Source organism: Streptomyces sp. NPDC019531 (genome assembly GCF_044903305.1).
In the GTDB taxonomy this organism is placed as follows: Bacteria; Actinomycetota; Actinomycetes; order Streptomycetales; family Streptomycetaceae; genus Streptomyces.
This window is the reverse complement of sequence record NZ_JBJDQL010000036.1, coordinates 48,654-61,289: the sequence shown is the minus strand read 5'-3', so window position 1 is coordinate 61,289 and position 12,636 is coordinate 48,654. Positions and strand designations below refer to the sequence as shown.

Below are 12,636 nucleotides of genomic sequence, written 5' to 3'. Positions count from 1 at the left end.
GGGCCGTTCCGCGGCCGGGGGCGGGCTGTTCGACCGACGCGACACGAAGGGGTGGCGACCCCGCCGGGTGGCGTAGCCGATCAAGTCGCCGGAATTCGCGGGTCGGCGGCGGTGCTCCGCGTGGCCGGGCGCTCAACTCGCCCCAGCAGGGCGCCTCGTAGGCTGTCGGCTCGGCGGAGATCGCCTGGAGCCTCGTACCGGAACGCATGACGCTCGATCCCCTGCATCGCGACGAGGGACGCGCCCACGAACGTCCGGTTCTGAGCACGAAAGGAAAGGTGTTCCGCGAGCCCAGGGCCACCGGAGCGGTCATCCCCCGGCAGGTCCGCCTTCGATCCGGTCGAGCCTCGGCAGGGCGACCACGGCAACGGCCTTCCGATCTTCGTGCTGACCCGCGACGTCAAGGAGTGCACCGGGCGACCGCAAGTCGCCACCGACGCCCCTGACGTGATGGCGCACGGCGCCGACGCGGCCTGGGAGCGCTGCGCCCTGCCCGACCGCCGGGACCGACCCGAGATCCGCCTCGTCACGGTCCTGCCCGGCGGCGGACGACGCCGGCTGTTCGACGGTCCCGGAACCGGGCACATCGAACGGGAGGGGCGTGACACATCCGCGGTACCAGTGCCGCACGGCCGACCGGAACGGCGTTCCCCGGACATTCACGGCCGGATCACGTCCCGGGGGTTGAACAGGGCTGAGCCCTCACTAGCGTCTGTGGGCATCCCGACCCACACGAGTGAGGTGTCGATGTCCACAAGACATGTCCTCGCCGGCCTGGCGCTGGCGCCGCTGTTCGCACTGTCGGTCGCCGCGCCCGCGACAGCGTACGACGGTCACCGACTGCCCGGTCCCAAGCCGCACTTCGACCTCCAGGCCCACCGCGGCGGGATCGGCATGACGACCGAGGAGTCCCTTGAGGGCTTCGGCAAGGCGATGCGCCTCGGGGTGTCCACGCTGGAGCTGGACACCCATGTCACCAAGGACCGGAAGGTCGTCGTCAACCACGATCGGCAGATCAGCGCGGTCAAGTGCCGTGACACCGGACCGGTGACGGCCGGCGACCCGATGTACCCGTATGTCGGCAAGTACATCAAGGATCTGACGCTGGCTCAGATCAGGACCATGGACTGCGGCTACCAGCAGCTGCCCGGCTTCCCGGAGCAGGAGGTGGTGAAGGGCTTCCGGATGGTCGAGCTGAAGGACGTCCTGAACCTGGTCAAGAGCTACCGCGCCAAACAGGTCAAGCTGAACATCGAGACGAAGGTCGAGGCGGGCGCGCCCGAACAGACCGCCCCGCGTGAGCTGTTCGTGCGGCGCGTCTACGAGGAGATCCACCGCTCGGGCATCGAGAAGCAGGTCACCATCCAGTCGTTCGACTGGGGGGCGCTGAAGGCGATGCACGAACTGGCCCCGAAATGGCCGCTCGTCGCGCTCACCAACTACGACTTCCTCCAGGTCGGCCAACCGGGCGCGTCCCCGTGGCTGGGCGGCATCGACGCCGACGACTACGGCGGCGACTTCGTCAGGGCCGCCGCCACCGTCCCCGGAGTCAGGGCCCTCTCCCCCAACTACGGCTTCCCGCAGAGCGGCAAGGTCGGCGACCCCGGCTTCCGCTTCTACGCCGACCGGACCATGGTGCGGGCGGCGCACGCCCGGGGTCTGAAGGTCATCCCGTGGACCTGCGACGACCCGGCCACCGTGGAGGCGCTCATGGACGCCGGCGTGGACGGCATCATCACCAACTACCCCGACGACGTACGGCAGATCATGGCCGACCGCGGTATGACGCTGCCCAGGTCGTACCAACCGCGCTGACGGCGGACGCCCCTGACCGGTGAGCCGTCGGATGTTCCGTTGGCGACCGGTCACGCTCTTCGTCGACGCGGGAGCGGGTCCTCGCCGCCATCGACGAGCTGGGCTTCCGGCGCAGCGCCGCCGCGCTCGCCCTGGCCAGGGGCCGCAGCCGGGCCGTGACCGTGCTCACCGCCAGCACCACGCAATACGGCTACGCCTCGATCCTCCAGGGCATCGAGGAGGCCGCCCGCGCGGCGGCCTACCCGGTCGGCGTGGGCGTCCTCCAATCGGCCGACGAGGCGGCCGTCACCGCCGAGGTTCAGCGCGCCGCCGACGAGGGTGGCGGGCTGATCGTGATCGCCTACGACCCGGCGGGCGTCCGGGCTCTGGAGGCGGCCGCGGCCGGGCTGCCGGTCGTCGGCGTGGTCGAGACCCCGGCGAGTCCGCCCACGGACAACCGCCCCCTGGGTGTGGGCCGACGACCGCGAGGCCGCCTACGAGGCGACCCGGCATCTGCTGTCCCTGGGCCACGGGACCGTGCACTACGTCGCCATTCCGTCCAGTGACGTTCGGCATTGCCACGGCGTTGGCTCCGAACCTCGACCCGATCGAACCGGGCCGGGTCATCGAGTGGTTCGAGAGCTCGTCAACGCCGGGCGTTCCACGCCGGGGCCGGTTCTCCCCGCGTGGCACGTCGGCTCACCCACCCGTACAGGACCGCGGAGCAGACCGCCGCCAGCGCGCACCAGGTCGACACGAACTCCAGCCGCCACAGCAGCCAGCACACCAGGGCGCTCGCTCCGGCCAGCACCCCCAGGCCCGTGAGCCAACGGTCACCGGAGAGCAGCAGCGCGCCGACCGTGGCGATCAGGTAGCCCGCGACAAGCAGCTCCGCCCGGGGCAGTCCGATGACGTAGGCCATGGTGTGGCCGCGGATCTCGGCCCGGACCGGGCGGGTGGCGAGGCCGTGGGCGAGAAAGGCGGCGGTCAGTGCGCCCACCGCCACGAACGCCGTCACCCGGCGTCCGGCTCGGCGTGGGGCTGCGCACCACACCCCCACCGGCACCCACACGGCGAGCACCGGCAGGGCGATGACGGCCCAGGTGACGGTGGCCGCGCCGGTCCCGCCCCCCGTGTACCAGATACGGGCCTCGACCAGTTGGTGGGCGCCGAGCAACAAGGGCAGCGCGGCAAGGGGCAGGTCTTTGGCGCGGCGGGTCCGGATCACACAGGCCGCCCCGACGGAGGTGATGGCCGCGCCCGCCACGAGATCCGCTGTCGCACTCCAGCACATGACACCAGCCTGTCAGGCCCGGCCGTCGCCCACGCACTCCGCCACGACGTGGACAGCGCCGGCGCGTGATGCTCACTCGCAGATGTGCTGCGCCGGCCGGAACGAGCGGTCGGTGCCGGAGTCCCTGTTCACCTGGACGCGTACGGTCTCCAACTGCTGGAGCAGCGAGTCGAGTTGCCGCTGGGTCGGGTCGCGGAAGAACTCCAGGACCGCGCGGTGGAAGGCGTCCCGGAGTTCGGGCGGCATCACGTCGGAGGCGTCGAAGCAGAGCACGCGGGCGCCGGAGGTGAGCAAGGAGTCGATCTTCCGCTCGACCGGCGTCGCGGAGGCCGGCGGCGACAACCCTGCCGTGTCCGGGAACAGTGGCCGTACCGCGGGATCCGCCGCCGCCCACCAGAGCTTACGCCCGGCCGGGCTCGACAGCCGCTCCACGAGTTGCTGGGCGTCCGGGTCGTCGCTGAAGACCGCGGCCATGTCGCCCGCGACCTCGAAGGCGTCCTGGTATGCGGGCGGTCCGTCCAGATATCGGGCCGACGGCTCGACCTTCACGTCGTCGCCCGCGTAGACGTACCGGATGAAGGCGCTCTGGTGCTCGTGCGTGCAGGCGAATCCGGGTGAGTCGAGCAGGCCGCTCGGCTGTCCGCCCGCCCCCGGCACGCCCTCGTACGACGTGGTCAGGGACCGTTCCACCGACGCCGGGGAGCGCTTGCCGAGCAGCTTCGCCCAGGTGGTCCAGGCGCGCTCGACGGCCGGGTCGCGCCAGTCGAGGCGGCCCCTGGCCCACTCGTCGTAGACCGTGGGACCCGCCTGGTGGAGCACGAGGTCCTCGATCCAGTCGGTGCCGGGCCAGCCGGAGGTGGCCTGGGAGGCGAGCCCCACGCACCAGGTGGGCTTGTCGCCCGGCGCGTCCCGTTTGCTCCACACCAGGCTCTTGAGGTCGGCCTTCAGCGGCACCCAGTACGGGCGCGATTTGTTGTCCACGATCAGCACCGGCACCCAGGGCGGATAGGCACGCTGGGCGGTCTCCGCGTCGAGCGGCTTCAGCCTGTCGCGGCGGGCGTACTCGGTGAGTTCGCCGATGCTGTTGAGGACCGCCACGTCCGGTGGGTCGTCGGCCTCCAGTTGCGAGACAAGCGTCTCGCGGAGTGAGCGGGTGCCCTCGTAGGTGTACGTCCGTCCGGTCCCGTCGTCCAGTTTGTCCAGGACGGCTTCGAAGGCCTTGCCCTCCTCGCCGGTCCAGGGGCCGAGGACGACCAGCGGGTCGCGGGTGTCCGATCCGCAGCCGGGGACGAGGGCCAGCAGACAGGCCACGAGGAGGACGCGCAGGACACGACTCATGCGACGGCTCCCGGGCGGGTGACGACGAGATACTCGCGACGGTAGGTGTGCAGGGTGGCGGCGATCACGGCCGCGGCGGTCAGGCCGGCCGGGAACACGAACGGGGCGATCCCGTCGAGGAAGGCGAGCCGCCCGTCCGCGAGGCCCATGTCGATCCGTGTCTGGAGCGTCTCGATGGCCCGTGGGTCCGGCCCGGCGAAGGGGCGTTCCTCGGCGACCGTCTCCGTCGCCGGCGAGGTCCGCTCGGCCAGCGCGTCCGCGAAGGGGACGGTCTTGTGCTGGGCGTGCAGGGCGAGCAGGGCGTCGACCGTCAGGAACGGCACGGCGAGCAGCGTGAGGGCGGCGGCCGCGAGCGGGATGCTCAGCCGGATCCGGAAGCGGCGGCGCAGGAAGGACACCGTCCGCCACAGCCCGGCGGCGAGCAGGACGAAGGCGAGCGCTGCGACGACCGCCGCGGTGATGGCGCCCGCGCCCCAGCCGGCCCGCTCGGCGAGCCGTTCGCGCAGCCGCCCCTCAAGGCCGGTGACCCGGTCGACGATCGAGGTCGCGCCGGAGCCGGTCGCGGCCGGGCACGCGGGGTAGGGGTTCTTGCCGCTCGCGGCGACGGCCTGGGAGCAGAGCATGCTGCGCGCGTAGGTGAGTTCGGCGTCGCGCAGCACCGGGTCGGTGGCATGGCCCTGGGCCCGGCCGATCCAGCCGGTGTAGTCGACGACCAGCGCGGACACGACCCGCAGTTCCTGCTCCTCGGCGACCGTGAGGGCGCCGCTGCGAGTGACCTGGTTCAGGCTCTGCGTGGCGCGGGCGATCCGGGTCCGGTACCGCTCGCTGAGCCCGCTGAGTTCGGCCGCCCGCCCTTCGGCGAGGTTCCGCTCGGCCTCGCCCTGCGCGATGAGCAGCGAGGCCCGGGCGTCCGCGAGGTCGACCAGCGCGGGTGCCGCGCGTTCCCGGATGTACGCGGAGTCGCCGCGCACGCCCGCGTAGGTCCAGCCGAACGCCCCGAAGGCGACCACGGCGAGCAGCGGCAGCGCGACGAGCCGGTCCCGCAGAAACGCGCGGTTGCGGCGGCCGGTGGTGGAGGGCCAGGCGTATCGGTGGATACGGCGGGCGAGTTCGGCGGTTACGGCGGCGACGGCCCGCGCGAGGCGGAAGGTGCCCTGTGCGAGGGCGCGTAAGCGACCGTCCGGAGCCAGTCGGCGACTCTCTTGCCGAGCCATGGGCTGTCCCTGTGATGTCGGAAGGCGAGCGGGCGGAACTCGTAGGCGCGGTCCAGGAGGATCTCGGCCACGGCCGCGTCCTCGGGGGCGGCGGAGCGGGCGGCCTGGTGGGCGAGGGTGACATAGCGGCGGGAGAGGTCCTCGCGCAGCGCGTGTTCGTCGGGCGGGAGACCCAGGCGGGGGTCGGCTCCGGCGGACAGGGCCGCGAGCCCGGCCGCGTCGAGGGCCCCGCGGGCGAGGGCGCCCTGTACGGCCTCCCACACCTCGACGGTCATCCGGACCCTGGCCTCCTCGTCGGTCAGTCCGTGCGCGTGGAAGAGCAGCGCGAGACGCCCCAGCACCTCGCCCAGCAGCTGCGGCACCTCGTCGTCCCGCTCGGCCGTCCGCACGTACCCGATGCCGATCCGCACGGCAGCGGTGCGGGCCGCGGTCCGGTGCCGCGAGTGCTGTGGTACGGCGTCGAGTTCGCGTACGGCCTCCTTGCGTGCCGTTTCGCCGTCGCGGGCGAGGCGGGCGCGTGCGGCGCCGAAGGCCGCGCTGCCCAGGGACGGGTTGCGCAGCCGGACCGCCTCGTAGAAGGTCAGGGCCTCGTGCCATCGGCCGAGGCGTTCCGCGCAGTGGCCGAGGGCCAGCTTGGGCGCGTACTCGCCGGGGATCGCCGCGTACACCCGGTCGAAGTGCCGCCAGGCCGCGGCGACTTGGTCCCTGGCGAGAGCCAGCAGCCCGTGGTGCCAGTCCAGCCGCCAGTCGTACGGGGCGCGTCGGGGGCCGATCCGTGCCTCGGCCGCCCTCAGTTCCCGTTCGGCGGCGTCCGGTCCGTCCGCCGGGTTCCGCAACCGCAGGCGGCAGCGCAGGAGGTGGACCTCCGTGGAGTCCCGCCAGTCGCCGATGTGCTGGAGCAGGGCCTCCGGGGCGGCGTCCGCGAGTCGGCTCAGCTCGGCGTGGTGCTCGTCGCGGGGGTCGGGGCGCGGGACGGGCAGGCGCTGGGCGACTTCGGCGGGCGTGGGCGGGGCGAACGGCGACGGGGCGGCGGGGCCGGTCCAGTGCGCGAGGGGTGGTGCGGAGCCCAGGGCGCCGTCGAGGGCGTACGCGGACTGGAGGAAGAGCGGCGAGGGTTCGAATGTCTCGCTGCCGGTGCGCAGTGACCGCAACTCACGGAAGACACCGCGTAGTTGCTGATCCATCTCGCGTGCGTCGGCGAACCGTCCGGCGGGCTCGCTCAGCGTCGCGCGATGCAGAACACGGGCGAGGGAGAGCAGGCCCAGGCCACGGGGCACGGGGGCGGTGGCGTCCTGGACCGCCCACGGCTCCTTGGTCGGCGGGGGCAGTGGGGCGGGCGGTGCTTCTTGAATACGCGGCTCGCTCTCGGCAGGCGGTGCCTCATCGGCGCCACGCCCCTGTTCGGGATGCGGTGCCGCATCGGCGCCCGCGGCCTCGCGGCCCCCCGCCACCCCCTCGTCGCCCCCGTTCTCCTCTGCGCCCGCGGCCTCGCGGGAGCCCGCCACCCCCTCGTCGCGAGCAGCCCCTCGGACATCCGCCGCCCCCTCTGCGGTCAAGGACCCCTCGTCGCGCGGCGCTCCCCGGACACCCGGCGCCCCCGCGTCGCCCGCGGTCCCCTCTGCGACCACGGTCCCCTGAACTCCCGCCGTCCCCTCTGCGACCACGGCCCCCCGAACTCCCGCCGCCCTCTCCTCGCGCAGCCCCTCCCGAACACCCGCCGCCCCTTCCCCAGCGGACACCCTTCCCGCCCCCACCGCCAGCATCCCAAGGTCCCCCAGCCGCGCAAGGTCCTCCGCCCCTGTACCGAGCCCACTCAGCCTCCGCAGTGTCTCCCCCAGGCTGAACAGGTCGTCCTGCCCTCTGGACTCGCCGTTGGGACCGACCGTCGGTGCGCTGAAGCCGTCCGTGGTCATCCCGGGGGCCCCGGCGGGGCGGACGCTCCCCACGTCGATGATCTTCGTCGTGGTGCCGTCGTGCATGACGTTGTCCGGCTTGAGGTCGCCGTAGACCTTGGCGGGCCGGTCGGCGTGCAGATACGCGAGGGCGGACAGGATCCGCACCCCGTAGGCGAGGACGAACTCGTGGAAGCGGTGGTCGCCGAACTCGCCCGGGTTCAGCTTGGCCCGCGCCCTGACCTCCTCCAGCGTGAGCCCGTCCACGTACTGGAGGACGAGGAAGTCCCCGACCTCGGGGTGATGGCCGTAGTTGAAGACGCGGATGATGTCGTCGTGGCCGAGGTCGACCAGGGCCCGCCGCTCGCGGGCCAGGGCACCCGACGCGGCCCCCGCCTGATCGGGATGCAGCACCTTGATGGCGACCTCGCGGTTGTCGACCTTGGTGTCGAGCGCGAGGTAGACCTCGCCCATCCCGCCGTAGCCGAGGGGCCGGATCAGCCGGTACTGGCCCGCGAGCAACTGGCCGTGCGGCAGAGGCAGTTCGCCGGGGTGAGCGCCGCGGTCCCAGCCTCGTCCGGGCAGGGTGACCGAGGGCAGTACGGTCGGGTCGGGGTTCTCCGCGGGGAGTTCGACGTGCGCGGCCCTCAGGTACATCGGCTGCCCGGCGACGACGAGCGGGCCGAACGACCCCTCCGATTCCGGTACTTCACCGCACGCACTCCCGCCCCGAGCCCCCTTCATGCCTCCCCAGAATAGGGGCCAGGTGCCGGGATTGACCCCTTGCTTCCTCCTGCGAACGGTGATGTCGCGGAGTTCGACGCCACGGCAAGGCCGAGATCGTCGTCCCCCGCAGATCGGCGCCCCTCTAGAGTGAGGGGTCCCTGTCAGAAGTGTCCGGACCGGAACGGTCAAGGCCGGAAGCGGTGAAGGAGACGCGGTGACCCTGCGCGAGAACGATCCGGAGTCTGTCGGCGGCTACCGGCTCGAATCGCGGATCGGGACCGGCGGCATGGGTGTCGTCTATCTCGGCCGGTCCTCCTCTGGACGGGCCGTAGCCGTCAAGGTCGTCCACACGCGGTACGCCGACAACCCCGAGTTCCGGGCCAGGTTCCGGCAGGAGATCGCGGCCGCGCGCCGGGTCAGCGGCGCGTTCACCGCACCGGTCGTGGACGCCGACCCGGAGGCGGAGCCGCCGTGGATGGCCACCGCGTTCGTCCCGGGCCGTACGCTCGCCGACCGGGTCGACGAAGAGGGGCCCCTTGACTGGCCCGCCCTGCGCCGTCTCGGCACCGAACTCGCGGAGGCTTTGCGGGAGATCCACCGCGCGGAGGTCGTGCACCGGGATCTCAAGCCGAGCAACGTGCTGCTGCTGGACGGCGAGGGCGACGACGGGGCCGTACGCGTCATCGACTTCGGTATCTCGCGCGCCGCCGACAGCGACGTCCGCACCCAGACCGGCATGGTGATGGGCTCGCCGCCGTTCATGGCACCGGAGCAGTTCAGCCGACCGCACGAGGTCGGCTCCGCGGTGGACGTCTTCTCGCTGGGCGCGGTGCTCGTGTACGCGGCCACCGGGCACAGCCCCTTCGAGGCGGAGAACGCCTATCTGGCCGCGTACAACACCGTGCACGGCGAGCCCCGGCTGCGTGAACTGCCCGCGCCGCTGCGCCCGTTGGTCGCCCGGTGCCTGGCGAAGGAGCCCGCGGACCGGCCCACGTCGAGCGAGGTGCTGGAGGGCCTGGCGGGGCTGTCGGAGGACCTGTCCGAGGAAGGGCCCGTCACGGAGCGGACGCCGGAGGTCCTGGCGTCGGAAACGGCGACGGCACCGTTCGGCAGCGCCGAGCCGACCAGGCCCGGGCGCCGCCGCGGACGAAGACTGTGGGCCGCCGTGGCGGTCATGACCCTCCTCGGCGGGGCAGGGGCGGCCACGGCCGCCGTGGTGGCCGACGACCCGACGAGCCAGGCCGACGAGGTCGTCCGCACCACCCCCGGAGCGTCGCCCGCCGTGGCCGCACCGGCCGGCTGGCGGCCCTGGCACAACACCATGACGGAGGACGGCGCCGGTACGGTCGGCCCGTCGTGCGTTCCGGACGCGCTCGGTGTCTTCTGCTCCTCCGAGCGGATCGCCCTGACACGGCTGAACCCGGCGACGGGAAACGTGGACTGGACGAAGTCCATGAGCCGCAAGCAGGTCAGCAGCTTCTCGGTGCGTCAACCGGCCGTCCATGACGGCGTGGTGTTCGTCAACAGCGCGGACCGGTCGGAGGGCGTCGACGCCTTCGACGGGAAGACCGGCAAGCGACTGTGGCAACTGAAGGGCCCGCTCGGCGAGTTCGACGTTCTGGACGGCGTGCTGCTGGTGCGCCTGGACCAGCTCGGGACCTCCGACACGGCACGCTACGCGGCGTACCAGCCGCGCACGGGCGAGGAGTTGTGGCGCCGCGAACTGACCTCCGCCTCGTCGCTCCCCTTCTACGAGGGCCCCGAGGGCACGCTCTACGCCGATCTGCGCGGCGGTGACGGCGGCGTCGCCCGCCTCGACGTGAAGACCGGCAGGACGCTGGGCACCGTCGACGCGCCGAAGGGCGATCTGTGGCTGGCCACGGTCCACGACGGCACGGCGTACTACGCGCGTTGGGAGGACGACTCCGGCGTCTCCGCGGCCTTCTTCGTGCAGGACCTCGGCAGTGGGAAGACCCGCCGGATCGACTTCCCCTGGAGTGTCGAGCCGGAGGCGCCGCCGCTGGTGGAGGGCGACACGATGTACATCTTCGACTACGGCAACGAGACCCTGCTCGCGCTCGACGTGAAGCGGGGCAAGCCGCTGTGGTCCAGCTCGCGGGACCTGCGCGTCTTCAGCGAACCGGCCTACCACGCGGGGCGGTTGTATGTGACGATGCCGGACACCAGCGTCCTTGCCCTCGACCCGGAGACCGGCAAGGAGATCGGCCGCACCGCCCCGTCCTTCGACACGGCGGGCCGCTCCTTCGAGGAGCTGAGCCCGAGTTCGGTACCGCCACTGCTGGTGGGTGACGTGCTGTACGGGGTGGCCGGCCCGGGGATCTTTTCGGTGGCCGACGTCACCTGAGCGGGGCGGGCCGGGTGTGGGCCCGACGCGAACAGGCCGGGCCCACGCGGTCGTCGGTTCAGGCGGTGTGCAGGGTCAGGCCGTAGCGGTTGAGGATCTCGTTGACGGGCTGGAACCAGGTCTCGCCGCCGCTGGAGCAGTCGCCCCAGCCGCCGGAGGTGACGCCCTGGGCCTGGTCGCCGCTGATGAACGAGCCGCCGGAGTCACCGGGTTCGGCGCAGACGCTGGTCTTGGTCATCTGGTAGACCGCGCCCTGGCTGTAGTTGACGGTCTCGTTCATCGCGAGGACCGTGCCGCAGTGCCAGTGGGTGGTCGATCCGGAGCGGCAGACCGAGGAGCCGACCGGCGCCACGTTGGAGCCGCGCACGAGCTGGTCGGAGACGGTGCCCCAGCCGAGCACTACGGGTACGGTCCACCAGCCGCTGCCGACGCTGACCCAGCCGTAGTCGTCGCCCGGGAAGGTGCCCGCCTGGAAGTTCCCGACGTAGGAGCGGTCCCAGCCGTACACCGCGGTGCTGGGCTGGCGGCAGTGCCCGGCGGTCACGAAGCCGCCGTAGACCGAGAAGCCGATGGAGCAGCGGACGTTGCCGGTGTAGAACGGGTCTCCGCCGACGGTTCCGGCGGCCAAGGTCGTGGGCGCGGCGGGTACTTGCTCGACGGTGATCGGGCCTGCCGTACGGGCACGGGCGAGGAAGGCGCGCACATCGTTGTCGGACTGCTTGCCCTCGACCACGTTCACGACGACCGTGCTCGCCTCGGCGTCGACATGCCAGCTGCTGATGGCGTCCGGTGGCGAGAGCTTGTCCAACTTCGCCTGGGCGGCGGTGAGTTCGCGGGCGCTGTGGGCAACGGTCCGGACGGTTGCACCCGTCGCCCGGACGTCCCGGACAGTGGTGGCGGACGCGCCCCGGGCGAGGCCGACGGTCAGGGTGTTGGCGGTCGCGTCGAACCAGGAGCCGCCGAAGGAAGCTCCGGCGACCCGGCGGACCTTGGGTTCCAGCGCGGTGGCCCGCCGTTCGGCGGCGAGCCTCGCCTTGGCTTCGGCCTTGGTGAGATGGAAGTCCCGCTGCATCGCCGTGAGGAGACCGGCGGAGGCGGGCTGCTTCTCGTCGGCGGTGGCGGGGACCGTGCTCGCGGTCGCTCCGGCGCCGAGCAGGAGCAGCACGGCCAGGCCCGCGCGCATGATTCCGGTGCGTCTCATGGAGATTGCCCTTCGTTGTTCCAACGGGATGGCAGAGTTCTCTGAGAGCGCTCTCAGTGGTGTGGCCCGGCAGAGACTAGCCGCTCACTATTGACAGGTCCATACCAATATGGAAGTTGTCGAAATCCCGTCCTCCGCCGCGAGGTTCAGGCCCCCAGGTACCTCAGCACCGCCAGCACCCGCCGGTTGGCGTCCTCGGAGGTCGACAGGCCCAGCTTGGCGAAGACGGCCGCGATGTGCTTCTCCACCGTGCCCGCCGACACCACGAGTGTCTGGGCGATCGCCGCATTGGACCGGCCCTGCGCCATCAACGCCAGTACGTCGCGCTCACGTTCGGTCAGCAGGGCGAGGTCGTTCCGGCGTCTCCCCGCACCGGCCAGCTGGGTCACCACCTCGGGGTCGAGGGCGGTGCCGCCCGCCGCGACCCGGGTCAACGCCTCGGTGAACTCGGCGACGTTGGCGACCCGGTCCTTGAGCAGATAGCCGACGCCGGCGGATCCGGCGGCGAGCAGCCTGGTGGCGTACTTCGTCTCGACGTACTGCGAGAAGAGCAGTACCCCGGTCCCGGGCTGTCGCTCCCGGATGTCGATCGCCGCGCGCAGTCCCTCGTCGGTGTGGGTGGGCGGCATGCGGATGTCGACGACGGTGACGTCCGGCCGGTGCTCGGCCACGGCCGCCCTCAGCGCCTCGGCGTCGCCCACGGCCGCGCACACTTCGTGGCCGCGCTCGGTCAGCATCTGGGCGAGCAACTCCCGCAGTACGGCGGCGTCCTCGGCGATCACGATGCGCATGGGCGGCATGGTCTCACCCTC

Annotated in this window: 8 protein-coding genes and 1 pseudogene; 3 read left to right on the top strand and 6 right to left on the bottom strand. The window is 72.2% G+C overall.

The features are described 5' to 3' along the window. The first annotated feature begins 747 nt into the window (after nucleotides 1-747). Nucleotides 748-1,815 carry a glycerophosphodiester phosphodiesterase family protein gene (locus ACI2L1_RS32820; protein ID WP_404743049.1) on the top strand — a complete coding sequence of 356 codons (1,068 nt, stop codon included), beginning with the start codon at nucleotides 748-750 and terminating at the stop codon, nucleotides 1,813-1,815. 62 nt (nucleotides 1,816-1,877) lie between these two features. Then, nucleotides 1,878-2,367 (top strand): annotated as a pseudogene (locus ACI2L1_RS32815) (transcriptional regulator); the annotation flags it as partial. 73 nt (nucleotides 2,368-2,440) lie between these two features. Here the strand turns inward: ACI2L1_RS32815 and ACI2L1_RS32810 are convergent. The 4 genes from ACI2L1_RS32810 to ACI2L1_RS32795 form a co-directional block, all read right to left on the bottom strand. After that, nucleotides 2,441-3,088: a DUF6629 family protein gene (locus ACI2L1_RS32810; protein WP_404743048.1), complete on the bottom strand. Its 648-nt coding sequence runs from the start codon at nucleotides 3,086-3,088 to the stop codon at nucleotides 2,441-2,443. Nucleotides 3,089-3,160: 72 nt separating this feature from the next. Further along, entirely contained in the window at nucleotides 3,161-4,426 is a 1,266-nt protein-coding gene (locus tag ACI2L1_RS32805; protein ID WP_404743047.1) for an extracellular solute-binding protein, read from the bottom strand. Continuing rightward, a complete protein-coding gene (locus tag ACI2L1_RS32800) occupies nucleotides 4,423-5,640 on the bottom strand; it encodes a hypothetical protein (protein WP_404743046.1) in 1,218 nt (405 codons plus the stop codon). The genes ACI2L1_RS32805 and ACI2L1_RS32800 overlap by 4 nt, the downstream gene beginning before the upstream one ends. Then, nucleotides 5,544-8,276, bottom strand: coding sequence for a tetratricopeptide repeat protein (locus tag ACI2L1_RS32795; protein ID WP_404743045.1), 2,733 nt, complete (start codon nucleotides 8,274-8,276; stop codon nucleotides 5,544-5,546). Before ACI2L1_RS32795 ends, ACI2L1_RS32800 begins: the two co-directional genes overlap by 97 nt. Before the next feature lie 196 nt (nucleotides 8,277-8,472). Between ACI2L1_RS32795 and ACI2L1_RS32790 the strand changes: the two genes are divergently transcribed. Next, complete coding sequence (locus ACI2L1_RS32790; RefSeq protein WP_404743044.1) at nucleotides 8,473-10,623, top strand: PQQ-binding-like beta-propeller repeat protein; 2,151 nt, start codon at nucleotides 8,473-8,475, stop codon at nucleotides 10,621-10,623. A 58-nt stretch (nucleotides 10,624-10,681) separates the two neighbouring features. Here the strand turns inward: ACI2L1_RS32790 and ACI2L1_RS32785 are convergent, their stop codons facing one another. Together ACI2L1_RS32785 and ACI2L1_RS32780 are read right to left on the bottom strand one after the other, a co-directional pair. Next, nucleotides 10,682-11,824 carry a S1 family peptidase gene (locus tag ACI2L1_RS32785; protein WP_404743043.1) on the bottom strand — a complete coding sequence of 381 codons (1,143 nt, stop codon included), beginning with the start codon at nucleotides 11,822-11,824 and terminating at the stop codon, nucleotides 10,682-10,684. 146 nt (nucleotides 11,825-11,970) lie between these two features. Next, nucleotides 11,971-12,615: a response regulator gene (locus tag ACI2L1_RS32780; RefSeq protein ID WP_404743042.1), complete on the bottom strand. Its 645-nt coding sequence runs from the start codon at nucleotides 12,613-12,615 to the stop codon at nucleotides 11,971-11,973. Nucleotides 12,616-12,636: the final 21 nt, after the last annotated feature.